This window comes from Dyadobacter alkalitolerans DSM 23607 (assembly GCF_000428845.1).
GTDB lineage: Bacteria > Bacteroidota > Bacteroidia > Cytophagales > Spirosomataceae > Dyadobacter > Dyadobacter alkalitolerans.
The window spans coordinates 217,121-232,781 of sequence record NZ_AUAS01000007.1 but is presented as its reverse complement, the minus strand read 5'-3'; the positions used below and the strand labels follow the sequence as shown (position 1 = coordinate 232,781).

Below are 15,661 nucleotides of genomic sequence, written 5' to 3'. Positions count from 1 at the left end.
GCACTTATTTAAGCATAAAATCCATAGGGATCAAACTGTTCCGGTCGTTAAACAACAGTTTTTCAAATAGTTGGACGGTTGCAGCTGCATCGCCGTGAGCACGGTGGCGATTTTCAATGTTGATGTCCAGACTTTCGCACAGATTTCCCAAACTGTAAGACTTCAGTCCCGGAAATATTTTCCTGCTCAACTGAACGGTGCACAGTAAATCGCGCTGGAAATATTCATCCAATGCACCAAACTCGCGTTTGATAAAGCCATAATCGAACTTTGCATTGTGGGCAACAAACCAGGCATCCTTGGTTAATGCGCGAACGGAATCTTGCACATCATAAAATGTAGGCGAATCTTTCACCATCTCGTTATCTATCCCGGTAAGGCGGGTGATAAATGGCGGGATATAAATCTCGGGATTGATCAGTGAATGGAATATATCGACGATCTGCTGGCCGTCGTGCCGGAAAACGGCGATTTCGGTAATGCGTGCTGCTCCTCCCCCACCTGTTGTTTCAATATCTACTATCGCGTACATTAACCTGCTGCCTTCCCTTTTGATTTGACTACAAAAAAACAAAAAAATCCCCGGCAAAGCGAGGATTTTTTCAATAACAAGGAGGCATTTACGCAATGCCGTGTGCAATCATTAATTGAGCTGGAAACTGATAGGCAATGTAAAGCGAACCTTCACAGGCACTCCGGCTTGCTTGCCGGGGGCCCAATTTTTCATCAGCTTCACAACGCGTACTGCCTCTTCATCACAGCCAAACCCAATTCCTTTGATTGCAGTTACATTTTCAACTTTTCCATCAGATGCAACGGTGAATTCAACAAATACCTTTCCCTGAATGCCAGCTTGCGTTGCGGGAGCCGGGTATCTCAGGTTTTTTTGGAGGAAAGCACCCATTTCCGCCAGTCCACCTTTATATTGAGGCGCTTGTTCAACGCTCCTGAATATTTCTTCTTTCCTTGTTTCTAATCCGGCAGTTGCTGGCTTTGATGAAGCAACCTCTGGTGCCGGAGGGACAATTAATGTTATCTCCTCGGTGCCATCCAGCGTTTTTTCTGCCGGTTGGGCATTTGCCAGCTCTTCAATGGCTGGTGGCAGATTTTCGACCGTTACCTGTTCATCCGGCAAAACAACCGGCGGCAGCGAACGAACCGTTTTAGGCATTGGCGCTACTTCCTCTTTAAGTGGTGGTTTGGGAAGCATTTCCGGGGTAATGTCGATCGGGTTCGCTTCCACAATATACGCAATGTCATCCGGCTTCGACTCCGGCACGAGACGCGCGTAAAGGTTGGGAAACATGACCAGCAGCAGGAAAAGCGTCACGCCCATCAGCACGGAGCGCTGGATGGTTTGCCCGTAACTTTTTCTTAAATCATAAGCTCCGTAAAGTTTGTTGCGGCCTTCGAAAACGACGTCATTTAATGATTTTTTCATGGCTAACAGATTTTGATGATCAACACTCAGGTTCAGGAGTGATTGCCGATCAGCCGTTTCCATCATATTATGATAGATCTGCTCAAACGGTTTCCCATCCCAAAGACGCTCTTCTGCTTCACAAGCCAAATGATCGAGGATCTCCGGTAGGAGTTCCGGATCCAGCTTGCTTGATTGCAAATATTTATTAATCAAATCAATGCGATTTTCCTGAAGGCGTTTCATCGGATTATCTGTTTAGATATGAGCCATGTAACAAGGTTTTACTCAGTTGCCAAACTTTTCGGGGCCAGTAATAATCTCACAGCATCTATAAAACGTTCAAGGTCATTGGTTTTATTACGGGCAGCCTCATTTCCAGGGGTTGTCAGTGAATAATATTTTCTCAAACGTCCATCCACCTCGACCGACTCCGTGATCAGCATTCCTTCTTGTTCCAATTTATGTAAAACAGGATATAATGCGCCGAATGTTAATGCGATAGCGCCGCCTGTTCTTTCTTTTACCTCCTGGGTTATCTCATATCCGTACATTCGGTCATGCTCAGCCAATAGGTTCAAAACTATGGTTTTCAATGTACCGCGTACGTACTCGTTACTCGTTGCGTTATTCTCCATGAGTGATTTTGTTTCTGAACAAATATATATAAGTTTTTTATATATACAATACAAAATTATCAGATTTATTTTGCTCTGCAAATGATTATCTCAAATTTTAACTCTCGGCCAGCGGAATGGAGCGGTTGATGCGCTCTTCGAGGGAAATAAAGGTTTCTGTTCGCTGGATGCCGTTTACCTTTTGGATCTTGTCGTGGAGGATTTCACGCAAGTGCCCTGTATCACGGCATACGATCTTTAAGAATATACTGTAAATGCCTGTCGTATAATGAATGTTCACAACCTCCGGAATGCCTTCGAGCTCGGTCGCCACTTGTTCGTAGAGCGAGCTCTTATCCAGGTAAATTCCTAAAAATGCACTGATGTCCCAACCCAGTTTGGCAGGGTCGATGACGAGCTGTGAGCCCTTTACAATACCCATCTGTTCGAGCTTTTTCATGCGAACGTGTACGGTACCGCCCGATACAAATACCCTTTTTCCAATTTCCGTATAGGGCAGTGCCGCGTTTTCAATAAGCAGAGAAAGTATGCGCAAATCCGTGCTGTCTATATCTGAATATTTCTGCATTTAACATTCAATGTTTGAATTTTTCATAATAATCCTATCCAAATTATGAAACAATTGTAAATTTTAACAATTTTAAATGAAAATATTTTATATTTTAGTCTAGAAGTTTTAGTTTTGCAGAACCAAAGTATGAGGCATGTTTAATAAATGCTTCTTGCAATGAGAAATGTCACATTGTAGGGTGATGAAATTGGCAGCCATGCCCTCCTGTCTCGGGGGTGGTGAATAAGGGATAAACGCGGCATAATGCCGACGCAAGTCGACTGGGGTGGACCACCAACAGTATTTGTACCGTAGCTAACCGCACCGTGGGTGGTTCGAATCCCCCTCCTACAGCAAAAAAAACTTGACAAGCGAATTTTTTCGTATTAGTTTTATTTGGTTTTTAGTTTGTTGATGAAGTGTAATTTGACACGCGGGTTCATTTTGAAACCTGCGTGTTTTTTTTACATCTATTTCTCATCAAGCACCTTACCAATCAGCATTTGGCTCTCATGATTTTCATGCGAATGCACTTTTCCTAACTTGTCATTCAGTTCCTTCAAAACCTTTTTCGAATCGTCTGTCCCGATGGCAGCTACGCGTTGGATGGTATACGGCAGAATTTTAGGCAGTTTCGCCTTCTCAGCCATTTGCAGTGCCCTTTTCATATCCATTGCCGCCAGCGGTTCAGCAGCATACCAGACCATGAGCGGCAGGTTATGGTCATCTTTATCCTCTTCTTTCTGCATCAATGCATCCACCACATCCCACCGTTGAGCGGGATCAAGCCGGAGCATTCCTGACGCCAGATAAAGCCTTACCATGGCAGATTGGTCATTCTGGGCCATTTCTGTGAATTTCTTTAATGTTTCGGGCGAGACTTGTTTGTCTTCTGTAAGCAACTGCACAGACCAGCTTCTGATGTATTCGTTTTCGTTGCCCAGCAACTCTATGAGATCTTTGTCTTCAAGACCTTTGGTCACATGCAGCGTCCACAATGCACGCAGCTTGCGGGTTACGTCCGGGTTCTTGGCTAACATCTCCTTTAATGCTTTGTGCACTTTCTTATTGGGACCCCGTTCCTGCAAAAGTGTGCGCGCCTGTCTTACGTAGTAATCGTTATCATTAAGCTGATAATTAACCAATTCCATATCCGATGCCTTCGTCAGGTCCACTTTCACCCATTTGTCGTTTTCATGCGTGATTTTGAAAATTCTACCCATCGTTTTGTCATGCACATCCGGGTTTGGACTGTGACATTGGTTTTTGTCGTACCAGTCAATCGCCCAAACCGAGCCACTTGCATCATATTTGAAATTCAGCCATTGCGACCAGGAATCGTTCATTGCCAGAAAATCCGGCCGGTGCTGCGCTACATAACCTGACCCTTTTTTCTCAAAATGGTCCACATTCAGGCGGGATCCATTGATGTTGTTCATAAAAATCTCATTGCGATATTCCTTCGGCCAGCTATTTCCAAGATAAATCATCGCCCCGGCATGCGCGTGCCCGCCGCCAGCAGCAGCCGAACGGAAATTGCCCGCATGCGGACCGCGTTCACCCAGCCAGTGGACGTGGTCGCCGATGGTCTTGATATCGTCGTAAGTATATGGATTAAAGTGCTTGCCCGCCTGACGCTGGTAACGCGCGCCTTGGATGACGTGATACATATGCGGGATCACGCACACCGTAATAAACGGATGCCCGAAATCATTAAAATCAATGCCCCATGGATTGCTCGAACCTTCTGCAAAAACCTCGAATTTCTGCAATGTGGGATGGTAACGCCATACACCGCCATTGATTTTTGCCCTGTCTGCCGCTGGTGTTCCCGGCTTGCCAACCACCGAATTCGTAAAAACCCCGTGCGTCCCGTAAAGCCAGCCGTCAGGTCCCCATCGGAAGCTGTTCAAAACTTCGTGCGTATCGTCCAGGCCCCAACCGTCCAGCAAAATTTGCTCGGGGCCAGCCGGTTTGTCCGTTTTAGGGTCAATTGGAATAAAGAGCATATTAGGAGCCGAGCCCAGCCAAACGCCGCCCATGCCCACTTCTATCCCACTAATTAAATTGAGGTTTTCCGCAAAAACTTTTTTACTATCCAATGTGCCATCACCATTCGTGTCTTCCAGGATTAAAATGCGGTCCCTACCCTGCCCTTCCGGCGCACGAACGGGATAAGTATGCCCTTCCGCCACCCATAACCGGCCTTTTGCATCGATTGTAAAAGCAATGGGCTTCACCACTTCCGGCTCAGATGCGGCCAATGTGACTTTGAAACCTTTCGGCGGCGTCATGGCAGCAGCCGCTTTTTCGCCCGAAAGTCCTGCATTCAGGACCGGATCCAGGGGCGGGAGGATAATAATATCTTTCTGTTTGAGCTCATTAGGGAATTCGGGACGGCTTGGGTAGAATAGGAATTCATCAAAATTAATATGCGCCCATTTATCGTCTGCGATGTAAGGGATTTGCGAGATACCCGTTTCATTATCAATGATTCTGATGAAGATCTCTTTGTCTAAGTATTTTTGCAGATCAACAACTGCAGGCTGTAAAGTGGCGCGCCCTTGTCCGGTGATGTGATAAATAATGCTGTCTGCCCCGGCCAGTACCAGCTCCACGCGTGTATCCAGCAATGCGCCGCCCGAAACTTTAAATGCCGCAAAAGGTTGTGTTACTTTAAATGGCGCTGAGGTTAAGGTTCCTGTCGCTTTGTAATTCTTATTGCCGCCGCTGCTCAGGAAATATTTGCCGTCAAAACCGATTTTCATATCTTTTTCATGCACCGGCGAGGGGTCCTCGCTGAGTAACGGATTCGTAAAAGCGTCGCCCTTTGCCATCCAGTCTTTCAATGTGCCCGTTTCAAAATTCAGATTCAGCGGCTGGCCGTCCTTCAAAGGCAACTGTCCGGCAACCGTCATCCCGTTCACATTTCCTTCTACCACTTCGAAATTCCCCACCATTCCCGCCGCGCGGTGCCCTGGCACGGAACAGAAATAAGTGTCACTTTCCTTCGCCACGAAGTTGATGCTCGTACTGGATCCTTTTTCTAGGATCACCTTGCTTTTAATTCCCAGCTTTTCCAGCGATATGTCATGCGTCATCAGTTCACCATTGGTGATTCTAATGCGCACCTTATCACCCTTATTAGCCTTCAATGTCGGGTTTCGCGCACCATCCGGAGCGAAGTAGCCCAGCATGGTCGCCTCTAATGCATATTCCCGATCATATTTCCCGGTATCCGCTTTGGTTTCACCAGCCTTGGCTGGTGAAGCTTTCGGCTTTTGCGCCATGAGCGGTGTTTGCAATGCCGTCAAGCCAATAATAAATGATAGCAACAATGATTTTGTAAGTGTGGACATAGGAATTGAAATATAGAGCTAAAAATAATCCATTTAAAATTAGAAAAAGCAATAGATATGGCTCAGTGCAGTGAATTTACACCACATTAAACTTTGCGATAATCGGAACGCGAATAGAGGAGTTTTTAAAAAAGGACGTGACGGCAATGTTATACTTATTAGGATAAGCCGTCAATAGAGGAGCGCTAAAAGTGTCAGGACTTGCTGTTTTCTTCCAATCGCCAGGCGACAATTTTAGCAATGAGTTCTAACGGCATCGGTTTATCAATCGGGAAATGTACCGAACCTTTCGTGCCTTTATAACCTTCAAGATCCGCTTTCAATGATTCCGCTAATGCCGCAGAAACAGGATACAACGCAATATGCTTTTTCCACGCCGCAAAATAAATCAAATAAGTCCCATTCAAGTTAAATGTAGGCATATCATAAGCAATCGTCTCCTCCGCCTCCGGAGCAGCCTCGCGCACCACCCCCCGAATCTGCCGCAAAGCATCCTGCACCCCGGTAGGGAAGTTAGCAATGTATTCATCGATGGTTTTTGGTTTTGAGGACTGCATGTCGGGCATTAGTTAGGAAGCATAAGTGCTTTGCGTTTAAACTTATTACAATTTAATAGATAATTCCAAATGCCCACCCAAACCTAGTTCAACAATTCTTTGTAGCGTTGAGATCCTGACTTCTTTAATATCATTTTCGATTTTAGAAATATAAGACCTTGTCGTTCCGACCTTAGTCGCCAATTCCTCCTGCGTCAGCCCCTTCTGCAATCGCGCATCGTGAAGCATGGCTCCAATCTTAAAATGCTCATATCCGGCTTCCAGCGCATCTCTTTCTGCGCTTCCCACCAAGCCATAATGCTGATCCTTAAATTGATCTAATGTTGTTACTTTTTTCGTTTTCATAATCTGATTTAATTTCTGAGCGCTAATGCTATTTCTTTCTTTGGCGTCTTCTGGGTCTTCTTCTGAAAACCATTGGCGAGCACAACCAGTTTTCCTTCGTCAAAAAAGCAAAAAATGCGAAAGATATCGCTCCCATACTGCACCCGGATTTCATAAAGTCCTTCCGTTTCTGCAATGTGCTCCAGATACGTTTCTGGAATTCGGGGAAGCTCTTCCAGCAGGCTCAAAGTCCAGATGATCTTTTCTCTGACTTTCTCACGCTGCCGGGAGAAAAACGTCTGAAAATGGTCCTCATAAAATATAATAGTGCGGTGTCTGTGTGGTTTCTTCATCGAATATACAAAAAGTTGCCCCAAAGTGCACATTATTATTTGCGGCGGCAACTTTTTCGTGATACTGAGTGGCCAATTTATTTTTCGGAGTTAGTTAATGCGGAGTCGTGCATTCGCAATATGAAAATTGAAACGCTTAAAAACGAAAAAAGCCCAGATTTCTCTGAGCTTTCTGCGGTCTGGACGGGACTCGAACCCGCGACCCCATGCGTGACAGGCATGTATTCTAACCAACTGAACTACCAAACCATTAAATAAAGAACTTCACTTTTTGCCATCCTTACGGAGAACACTTTAACTCCTCTGGCGGTCTGGACGGGACTCGAACCCGCGACCCCATGCGTGACAGGCATGTATTCTAACCAACTGAACTACCAAACCAGAATATTACAAACTTTCAAAAATCTAGTGCTCCGGACGGGACTCGAACCGGGCTGCGGAAGTCCGCGAGCCTGTGCGGCCCACCCCATGCGTGCCACCTAACGTAGGCCGGGCATGTATTCTAACCAACTGAACTACCAAACCAGAATACTTTTACAGCACTTTCCTGTAAAACGTGGTGCAAAACTAGTATTATTATTTTCCATTGCAATACTTACGACGCCAATTTAGTTATTTATTTGCAAAATATTAGTGTCAGATTAATGAAGAATCTGAAAGTGAAACAGTTGTATCCCACACAAAAATGACATTTATAAAAGAAATCACTCAGGTTCTCGAACAACTTGCTCCACTGGCCTATCAGGAAAGTTATGATAATGCCGGATTAATCGTAGGATCGGGCCAGGTTGAGGTCTCCGGCGTATTGCTGACGCTGGATGTGACTGAGGAAGTGGTTGCCGAGGCAATCGTCCGGAATTGCAACCTGATTATAGCGCATCATCCCATTGTTTTTAAAGGACTGAAAAAACTGAACGGCAAAAATTATGTAGAACGGACTGTGCTGAAAGCCATCAAAAACGATATTGCCATTTATGCAATCCACACCAACCTCGACCACGTTACCAACGGCGTAAACTGGCAAATTGCAAACTTGCTCGGACTCGAAAATATCCGTGTTCTCTCTCCGAAAAGGCAGATTTTGTCGAAACTGACATTTTTCTCGCCAGTCGAAAACACGCAATCCATTCTTGATGCGCTTCACGATGCGGGCGCCGGGAACATTGGCAATTACTCCAATTGCAGTTTCAAAACAGAAGGAACGGGAACATTCAGGCCGAATGCTGCGGCTAATCCGGTCATTGGTAAAAATGGCGAGCAGGAGGAAGTGAGGGAACATAGGGCTGAGCTCATTTTCCCTTCCCACCTGGAATCCGCGATCCTGCGCGCACTGCGACACGCGCATCCTTATGAGGAAGTGGCCTACTATCTCTCCTCGCTGGAAAACGAAAACCAGGAGGTGGGCGCAGGTGCTATTGGAGAGCTGCCGGAGCCGATCGAAACGGAAGCATTTTTGCGTTTACTGAAAGAGAAAATGAATTTGCATGTGATCAAGCATACCAGACCGGTGAAAAATGCGGTCCAGCGTATTGCTGTTTGCGGAGGGGCCGGGAGCTTTCTGTTACCTAATGCAATTGGGGCCGGTGCAGATATCTTTGTAACCGCCGACTACAAGTACCACGAATTTTTCGATGCAGAAAACAGCATTATGATCTGCGATGTCGGACATTACGAGAGCGAAGTGTTTACGAAAAATTTACTGTATAACTATTTATCGGGAAAATTCCCTAATTTTGCACTCTGTTTGTCAGAAGTCAATACCAATCCGGTACGATATTTTGTTTAAGAAAGTGATTTCATCAACTTATATATCTGATTTCCTGTTGTAAAATATACGGCTGACTACCTTCACTTATTACGCATTGAAACAAGTCCATTAAAGACATACATGGAAAACACAATCGCACAAAAATTAGACGCTCTCCTGAAATTGCAGGAAATTGATTCAAGCCTTGACGAAATACTAAAAACGCGTGGTGATCTTCCTGAGGAAGTCCGGGATCTGGAAGATGAAATCATTGGCTTTGAAACACGTTTAGGCAAGTTTAGAAGTGAAATCGCCAACCTGAACTCTGAGATCGATAATTTCAAGAACGCTCAGAAAGAAGGTGAAAAACTGATCAAAAAATACAAGGATCAGCAAATGAATGTTCGCAACAACCGTGAGTATGATGCGATCACCAAAGAAATTGAATTGCAAGAGCTTGATATGCAATTGGCTGATAAGAAAATCAACGAAGCCAAAGCCCGTATCCGCCTGATCGAAGATGACGCAAATCGTGCGGAGTCCGTTTTAAACGAAAGAAACGAAGATCTAAAAGCGAAAAAAGGCGAGTTGAATGTGATTACAAGTGAAAGCGAAGCGGAGGAAAAAGGGCTGACTGCGGAAAGAGAAAAGCACGTCAAGAAAATTGAAGATCGCTTACTGAAATCTTACCAGAAAATCCGTGATAACTCAATGAATGGTCTGGCCGTCGTGCATGTGTCACGCGGTGCTTGCGGAGGATGTTTCAGCATCGTTCCCCCACAACGCCAGGCTGATATCCGTGAACGCAAAAAACTGATTGTTTGCGAACATTGCGGACGTATCCTTGCAGACGTTGAAAGTGTTGAGCCTGTTCATCAGCGCAGATAACATTCCATATAAAAGATTAAGAGGTTGTCTTACCCGGACAACCTTTTTTTATGTGCTTAAAAGATGAATTGGAAAAGTAACCGGCATATTTCCGTAACTGCATTCCTGGGGCAAGCAGTGCTGGCTTTGCTGCTGGCATGCGCTATTTCCGTACAAGCCGAAGACTTACAGTATGACGTTATCTTTACGCCAAAGCTTCAAAAGGCTTATTTTGACATTCAAAAACTGCGTTTACCATCTGCCCGGGCATTGATCAATGCGGAACGAAGCACGGAAAAAACCAACCCATTTATTCCTTATCTGGACAATTATGCTGACTTGCATTATTTACTGATTTCCGAAGACAAAAAGGCTTATAGGGAATTATCTCAGCTGGAAAATCCCCGTTTGCAGGCCATTGGAAATCTGCCGGATAATTCTCCTTACAAACGTTTTCTGCAAGCCGAGATCCGCCTGCATTGGGCATTTGCCAAACTTAAATTTGGAAATGAAGTCAGCGGGTCATGGGAAATCATTAAGGCTTATAAGCTCTTGGAAGAAAACAAAAAGCGCTTCCCAGACTTTTTACCAACATTAAAATCCCTAGGGCTTCTGCATGTCCTGATCGGCTCTATTCCTGAAAACTATGGATGGGTAGCCAAAATTCTGGGCTTAAAAGGCAACATACAAAATGGGATCAGCGAGTTGCGCATTGTTGAGAAAGAGGTGCCTTTTTTCAAACAGGAAGCGGAGCTGATTGACTTACTATTGCACGCCTACACATTGCAACTCTCCCCTGCTCAGCAAACGCGCCTGCGACAGTGGCCCAAGCAGCAGCCGGATAACCTGCTAATCCATTTCTTTGCAACAACTGTCCTGATGAAGGAGGGTAAGACCGATGAAGCAACACAGTTCCTTGCCGACGCTCCTTCCGGAGATCCCTACATTTCCTTCCCTTTTTTGGAATATCTAAAAGGTGAAATCAACCTTCAAAAGGGCAACTATAAGCAAGCCAGCGAGCATTATACATTGTTTTTGAAGCGGTATAACGGCTTCAACTACATTAAAGACGGTCATCTTAAACTGTTCATGTCGCATTGGCTTAATGATGAGGACCAGCAAGCGAATGTTTATATCAAAAAAGTAAAAGCAGCCGGCAGTGCAATCATCGAAGCCGATCAACTTGCGGAACGGATTGCGGCAGAATTCCTGTCCGGAACAATAAGTCCACGCCAGAAAGTCCTCTACAAAGCGCGATACGCAACGGATGGAGGCTATCTGAAAACTGCCTCAGCGCTCATAGAAACAGTTACCGAAAAATCATTCATATCGACCGAAGAGAAAGCGGAATTTAATTACAGGAAAGGAAGGATTCTTCAAAAATCGGGTCAGGCTGCATCTGCAATTCCGTATTACAACAGGGCGCTTACCATTGCACAACAGGAGGCCGCTGGCTTTGGAGCAGCCTCTGCGCTGCAGCTGGGCTATATTTTCTTAGAAAAAAACGACAAGCCCAACGCAATTGCTCACTTCAAGAAAGCAATGGCATTCAAGAAACACGAATACAAAAACAGCATTGACAATAAGGCCCGCGCCGCGCTCACTACGCTAGGCCAATAATTCTTTGTGACCATTCTCCCGTAGCCACGTCTAAAAGGAAAAGTCATCTATTTCCTTTATGTCAAAAAACGGATTCAAAAACCCTCTGAAAATTTTAAGCTGGTCTGAGGAAGACCGCCCGCGTGAAAAATTCGTGCACAAAGGCAGGACAGCGCTATCCGATGCAGAACTGATCGCCATCCTTATCGGATCCGGAACACCTAGCATGTCCGCTGTGGACCTCGCAAAAATCATCATGCAAACTTGCGGCGATAACATTAACGAACTTGCAAAAGTTACGGTCAATGATTTAAAAAAGCATCCCGGGATTGGCGAAGCGAAGGCGATCACAGTGCTGGCGGCGCTGGAACTCGGCCGCAGGCGAAATGACCTCATAGGCAAGCAAAAACGGAAAATCACGAGCTCGAAATGTGTGTATGAGGAAATGAAGCAGTATTTGTTGGACAAGCCAAATGAAGAATTCTGGATAATCCTTCTAAACCGGGCGAACCAGGTGACGCGGTGCGTTCAAATCAGTGTTGGCGGCGTTTCGAGCACCTCCGTGGACGTTAAAGTAATTTTCAAGCTGGCAGTAGACAACCTGGCCAGCTCGGTCATTTTGGTTCATAATCATCCGTCGGGCCAGCTTGTGCCGAGCAAAGCTGACACCGCACTTACATCACAAATAAAAGAGGCAGGCCGATTGCTCGACATGCCCGTTCTGGATCATATGATCTTTACTGATAATGGCTATTACAGCTTTATGGATGCGGGTGAAATGTGATCAGAAAACCTTATCGCGGTCAATCACCCCATTCAGCTCGGCATAAGGAATTGTAAAATGAATGGCCCCGCGTGCATATGCGGCAATTTCGTATGGATTGTAATAAAACAAAATACCAGCTGGCGTGAAAACATAGGCAACAGGCAGCACGAACTTATGATTAAGCAGAAAATAACCGGCCTCTTCCAGATCGGTTTCCTCGCTTAACTTTTCCGTCTTTCTAAATGCTTTGTCAACCAGACTCAGCAGTTGGGTTGAATCGGAAATGAAGTCTTTCATCTCAATTTCAGCTCCTGTTTTTGTATCAAAAGCATGATAGGAACGAAAGGTATTGGGATGAGCGCCTCCTGTGAAAGCGTAATGATCGAGCTGGTAAAACAGCACTTTCGATGTCGAAAAAACGGTGTCACCTTTCAGCTCCACTTCCCAGCAACCGGGAGCATCGGGGAAGTTTTTTTTGAAGTCGTTGTAATTTTTCTCAAAAACTTCAAAGGCGCTTTTAATGCTTTTTCCTGCTTCCGGGTTTGCTGCAATGCTGGCCGAATCTCCATAAGAGTTGATTCTTTGAAGAGATTTCTGTGTTAATGTCGTCCGGATTGCCTTTGCAGCCTCGCTGGAATCGGATGGCTCCCATAAATTGAGTTTGATGGAAATGCCTTTGTTATCAACCGTATCACAACCTCCAAACTGTGAGCTTATTTTGCTGCCTACGAATTTCTGCTGACCGTCTTCCGCATTTTCCCGCTCGGCGGAACGATTGCAGGCTGTAAAAAACGACACAGCCAACAGGAAAACACCAATGTTAATGAAACGCATTATGTTGTTGATAAATGAAAAAAGCAATTATAAACTCATCAGCTCCTTAAACCGTATGGCCTGACGGCGCGAGATCTCGATTTTGTCGCCGCCTTGCAGCGTAACAAGCAGTCCGCCGCTAAACCAGGGTTCTATTTTTTCGATCCAGTGCAGGTTTATAATGTGCTTGCGATTGGCGCGAAAGTAAGTGTTGGGTTCCAGCCGCTCTTCCAGATTGTTCAGCGATTTCAAGACCAGAGGTTTTTGATCATCAAAATGCAGGCGAACGTAATTGCCCATGGATTCAAAAAGGCGGATCTTGCCTAATTTCACAAACCAGCATTTCTCCCCGTCTTTAACAAACACCTGATCATTTTCGCCAAGCACTTTTTCTGCACGTTCATGCGCCTGGGCAGGTGCCTCCGGCTGCGCCTGATTTTCTTCAATGCGATGGATCGTATCTTTTAAACGCTCCGAATCAATTGGTTTTAACAAATAATCCAATGCATTGAACTCAAATGCTTTGATTGCATATTCGTCATAAGCCGTTGTAAAGATCACTTCCGGGGTTTTCCCTTCAATGGATGAAAGCAATTCGAAACCATTTTTGCCCGGCATCTGAATGTCAAGGAACAACAGTTCCGGCTGTAATTCTTCAATCATCACCAAAGCCTCTTCCGCATTGGCCGCTTCGCCTACAATGTCAATCTTGGTATAAGGTTCCAGCAATCTTTTCAATTCGTTTCTTGCAAGGCGTTCGTCGTCGACAATAAGAGTCCTCATAACAGGTCAGTTAGGAATTAAATGAAGTTTATAATTGATGTAAGCTGTCAGTTGCGTTTCCCTGTCTCCTCACCCACCATCATCACGCCTTCCGACAACATAGGAATCCTTACTTCGGAGCAAACCACGTCTTGTTTCTCCTGAAAAATGCGGAAGGCTGCGCCCTTACCATATAAAATAGACAGCCGCTCGGCCGTGTTCTTTAAACCAACGCCTCCCGAATCCGTGTTACCTAGATTTCCCGAGTTGAGAATAGTAATAATCAGCAGCTCGTTTGCAATTTCCGATTTTACATCGATAAATCCGCCACCCATTTCCTTCGAAACGCCATGTTTAATGCCGTTTTCAACCAAAGTTTGCAGCATCATGGGCGGAACTTGCCAGTAAATAGCCTGCGGATCTGTTGCTATGGAGTAACGTAAACGATCTTCATAGCGGACCTTTTCAAGTTCCAGATAATCTTCAACAGTTCTCAGCTCTTCTTGTAAATCAACCGTTTTGCGTCTGTCGGCAAGTAATGAATTTCGCAATATATTAGATAACTGCGTAATACTGAGCTGTGCTTTTTTAGGATCTTCATACACCAGTGCCCGAATGCTGTTCAATGCGTTGAATGTGAAGTGCGGGTTTAGCTGTGAACGTAAAACCTTCGCCTCTGCTTCCCGCATCGACATTTTCAGCATGATCTTCTCATATCCGGCAAGCCTGGTTTGTTCTATATAATGATAAACCGTGTAAGACAGGATCCAGGCAAGAAGGTTTTTGCACCAATTGGCATAGTAACCCCAGAAAACGAGCGGCTGATTCAGTAAATTCTGTTCAAGCACTTTCCGGTCCATCGGCTGATTGACCAGCGTCATAATCAACCCCAACAATAAAACTGAACCGATTACGCGTAATGCAAGCCTGGGAAGCGGCAATGAGGACCAGTTCCACTTTTGGATTACAAGCCTGTAAACATGTGTGAGACAAATGCCAAGAAGAATATTTGCTAATGCCGTGTAAAATACGCCAGCCTCAAAACCAAATTCGAGCGCATAAGGCACATACTCGAACATGATCAGTAAAGTCCAGCCGAGAATTTGTAACGTCCAATAAGTACGTTTTTTGGACATAAAGGTTTTTCTGTTGTGCTGTTTGAACTTTGGCAAATGTATCCGTGTGAACTGCACATCAGTTCATAAATACACCAAAGGAAACGAATGTACACAAACGGTTTTTACAAAGTTTGAGGTATTTCGAGGGACAACAGGTGGGTAATGTTGTTTGCCACTTCCAGCTCAAACTTACCTGTGTCGTAGGAATAGTTGATTTTATACAAACACAGGTTACTATGCTCGTAGTCATCCATATTAACAAGAGGCTGATTAAAAAGCGTGGTCAGCAGCACCCGCATGGCGCGGCCGTGCATGGCAATCAGGATATTTCTTTCGTGCGGGCGGGATAGAATGGTATCGATCACCGGGATCTGGCGCTCGCGCACCTGCAAAGGACTTTCTCCTTCCTCCGCCGCAAGATCAACTTGACCGTTTTTCCAGGCGGTAACCAACTCACGGTAATAGTTGTTATCACCCGTGTTCGGTTCACGGCCTTCGCGGTTTCCCCAGGAGATCTCGTTCAGCCCTGCGTAACTTTCATGGGGGATACCTAGCCTGATGAACCCACGTACAGTTTGATGTGTTCGTTTTAAATCAGAGGTGTAAATTTTGTCAAAAGGAACATGTTGATAAGCATTAAAAAACGCGGCAGCCTGGGCTTCGCCCCATTCATTCAGCAAGGAATCAACACCGCTTCCCTGAACCACTCCCCTGCGGTTAAAATCTGTTTCACCGTGACGAATGAGGTAGATAGACTTTCTTTTCAAAATAATAGGATTATTTAAATA

Annotated in this window: 16 protein-coding genes and 2 tRNA genes; 4 read left to right on the top strand and 14 right to left on the bottom strand. The window is 45.2% G+C overall.

Features of this window, described 5'->3' with window-relative positions; genetic code table 11:
• Positions 1–4 precede the first annotated feature (4 nt).
• From G395_RS0116045 to G395_RS0116000, 10 genes are all read right to left on the bottom strand, one after another.
• Entirely contained in the window at positions 5–532 is a 528-nt protein-coding gene (locus G395_RS0116045) for a 3'-5' exonuclease (protein WP_026630990.1), read from the bottom strand.
• Positions 533–643: 111 nt separating this feature from the next.
• A complete protein-coding gene (locus G395_RS0116040; RefSeq protein ID WP_051350196.1) occupies positions 644–1,666 on the bottom strand; it encodes an energy transducer TonB in 1,023 nt (340 codons plus the stop codon).
• Positions 1,667–1,704: 38 nt separating this feature from the next.
• The gene (locus tag G395_RS0116035; protein WP_026630988.1) at positions 1,705–2,058 is read right to left on the bottom strand and encodes a PadR family transcriptional regulator; all 354 of its coding nucleotides are present in this window, start codon (positions 2,056–2,058) and stop codon (positions 1,705–1,707) included.
• Positions 2,059–2,155: 97 nt separating this feature from the next.
• The gene (locus tag G395_RS0116030; RefSeq protein WP_026630987.1) at positions 2,156–2,626 is read right to left on the bottom strand and encodes an Lrp/AsnC ligand binding domain-containing protein; all 471 of its coding nucleotides are present in this window, start codon (positions 2,624–2,626) and stop codon (positions 2,156–2,158) included.
• A gap of 452 nt (positions 2,627–3,078) precedes the next feature.
• Complete coding sequence (locus G395_RS0116025) at positions 3,079–5,898, bottom strand: PVC-type heme-binding CxxCH protein (RefSeq protein WP_051350212.1); 2,820 nt, start codon at positions 5,896–5,898, stop codon at positions 3,079–3,081.
• A gap of 263 nt (positions 5,899–6,161) precedes the next feature.
• The gene (locus tag G395_RS0116020) at positions 6,162–6,524 is read right to left on the bottom strand and encodes an iron chaperone (protein WP_026630985.1); all 363 of its coding nucleotides are present in this window, start codon (positions 6,522–6,524) and stop codon (positions 6,162–6,164) included.
• A 45-nt stretch (positions 6,525–6,569) separates the two neighbouring features.
• A complete protein-coding gene (locus G395_RS0116015; protein WP_026630984.1) occupies positions 6,570–6,869 on the bottom strand; it encodes a helix-turn-helix domain-containing protein in 300 nt (99 codons plus the stop codon).
• Positions 6,870–6,877: 8 nt separating this feature from the next.
• On the bottom strand, positions 6,878–7,201 hold the full coding sequence (locus G395_RS0116010; protein WP_026630983.1) for a type II toxin-antitoxin system RelE/ParE family toxin: 324 nt from the start codon (positions 7,199–7,201) through the stop codon (positions 6,878–6,880).
• 175 nt (positions 7,202–7,376) lie between these two features.
• Positions 7,377–7,450: transfer RNA gene (locus tag G395_RS0116005), tRNA-Asp, on the bottom strand.
• A 55-nt stretch (positions 7,451–7,505) separates the two neighbouring features.
• Positions 7,506–7,582, bottom strand: a tRNA-Asp gene (locus G395_RS0116000).
• Positions 7,583–7,886: 304 nt separating this feature from the next.
• On the opposite strand from G395_RS0116000, the gene G395_RS0115995 reads away from it, so the two are divergent.
• The 4 genes from G395_RS0115995 to radC all read left to right on the top strand — a co-directional run bounded on the left by G395_RS0115995 (position 7,887) and on the right by radC (position 12,198).
• Positions 7,887–8,987: a Nif3-like dinuclear metal center hexameric protein gene (locus tag G395_RS0115995; RefSeq protein ID WP_026630982.1), complete on the top strand. Its 1,101-nt coding sequence runs from the start codon at positions 7,887–7,889 to the stop codon at positions 8,985–8,987.
• 102 nt (positions 8,988–9,089) lie between these two features.
• On the top strand, positions 9,090–9,836 hold the full coding sequence (locus G395_RS0115990; RefSeq protein ID WP_026630981.1) for a zinc ribbon domain-containing protein: 747 nt from the start codon (positions 9,090–9,092) through the stop codon (positions 9,834–9,836).
• Between the two features lie 63 nt (positions 9,837–9,899).
• Positions 9,900–11,435: a tetratricopeptide repeat protein gene (locus G395_RS0115985; RefSeq protein ID WP_084439656.1), complete on the top strand. Its 1,536-nt coding sequence runs from the start codon at positions 9,900–9,902 to the stop codon at positions 11,433–11,435.
• Between the two features lie 58 nt (positions 11,436–11,493).
• Positions 11,494–12,198: a RadC family protein gene (gene radC / locus G395_RS0115980; RefSeq protein ID WP_026630979.1), complete on the top strand. Its 705-nt coding sequence runs from the start codon at positions 11,494–11,496 to the stop codon at positions 12,196–12,198.
• On the opposite strand, the gene G395_RS0115975 is transcribed toward radC, so the two are convergent.
• The 4 genes from G395_RS0115975 to G395_RS0115960 all read right to left on the bottom strand — a co-directional run bounded on the left by G395_RS0115975 (position 12,199) and on the right by G395_RS0115960 (position 15,640).
• The gene (locus G395_RS0115975) at positions 12,199–13,014 is read right to left on the bottom strand and encodes a PdaC/RsiV family protein (protein ID WP_051350195.1); all 816 of its coding nucleotides are present in this window, start codon (positions 13,012–13,014) and stop codon (positions 12,199–12,201) included.
• A gap of 27 nt (positions 13,015–13,041) precedes the next feature.
• Positions 13,042–13,776, bottom strand: a complete 735-nt coding sequence (locus G395_RS0115970) for a LytR/AlgR family response regulator transcription factor (RefSeq protein ID WP_026630977.1) — start codon at positions 13,774–13,776, stop codon at positions 13,042–13,044.
• A gap of 47 nt (positions 13,777–13,823) precedes the next feature.
• On the bottom strand, positions 13,824–14,891 hold the full coding sequence (locus G395_RS0115965) for a sensor histidine kinase (protein WP_026630976.1): 1,068 nt from the start codon (positions 14,889–14,891) through the stop codon (positions 13,824–13,826).
• 104 nt (positions 14,892–14,995) lie between these two features.
• Positions 14,996–15,640, bottom strand: a complete 645-nt coding sequence (locus G395_RS0115960) for a histidine phosphatase family protein (protein ID WP_026630975.1) — start codon at positions 15,638–15,640, stop codon at positions 14,996–14,998.
• Between the last annotated feature and the right edge of the window lie 21 nt (positions 15,641–15,661).

Bases quoted from the DNA above. Each gene is read 5' to 3' on its own strand.
- G395_RS0116045 (WP_026630990.1), bottom strand. From the start codon at position 532: ATGTACGCGATAGTAGATATTGAAACAACAGGTGGGGGAGGAGCAGCA.
- G395_RS0116040 (WP_051350196.1), bottom strand. From the start codon at position 1,666: ATGAAACGCCTTCAGGAAAATCGCATTGATTTGATTAATAAATATTTG.
- G395_RS0116035 (WP_026630988.1), bottom strand. From the start codon at position 2,058: ATGGAGAATAACGCAACGAGTAACGAGTACGTACGCGGTACATTGAAA.
- G395_RS0116030 (WP_026630987.1), bottom strand. From the start codon at position 2,626: ATGCAGAAATATTCAGATATAGACAGCACGGATTTGCGCATACTTTCT.
- G395_RS0116025 (WP_051350212.1), bottom strand. From the start codon at position 5,898: ATGGCGCAAAAGCCGAAAGCTTCACCAGCCAAGGCTGGTGAAACCAAA.
- G395_RS0116020 (WP_026630985.1), bottom strand. From the start codon at position 6,524: ATGCAGTCCTCAAAACCAAAAACCATCGATGAATACATTGCTAACTTC.
- G395_RS0116015 (WP_026630984.1), bottom strand. From the start codon at position 6,869: ATGAAAACGAAAAAAGTAACAACATTAGATCAATTTAAGGATCAGCAT.
- G395_RS0116010 (WP_026630983.1), bottom strand. From the start codon at position 7,201: ATGAAGAAACCACACAGACACCGCACTATTATATTTTATGAGGACCAT.
- G395_RS0115995 (WP_026630982.1), top strand. From the start codon at position 7,887: ATGACATTTATAAAAGAAATCACTCAGGTTCTCGAACAACTTGCTCCA.
- G395_RS0115990 (WP_026630981.1), top strand. From the start codon at position 9,090: ATGGAAAACACAATCGCACAAAAATTAGACGCTCTCCTGAAATTGCAG.
- G395_RS0115985 (WP_084439656.1), top strand. From the start codon at position 9,900: ATGAATTGGAAAAGTAACCGGCATATTTCCGTAACTGCATTCCTGGGG.
- radC (WP_026630979.1), top strand. From the start codon at position 11,494: ATGTCAAAAAACGGATTCAAAAACCCTCTGAAAATTTTAAGCTGGTCT.
- G395_RS0115975 (WP_051350195.1), bottom strand. From the start codon at position 13,014: ATGCGTTTCATTAACATTGGTGTTTTCCTGTTGGCTGTGTCGTTTTTT.
- G395_RS0115970 (WP_026630977.1), bottom strand. From the start codon at position 13,776: ATGAGGACTCTTATTGTCGACGACGAACGCCTTGCAAGAAACGAATTG.
- G395_RS0115965 (WP_026630976.1), bottom strand. From the start codon at position 14,891: ATGTCCAAAAAACGTACTTATTGGACGTTACAAATTCTCGGCTGGACT.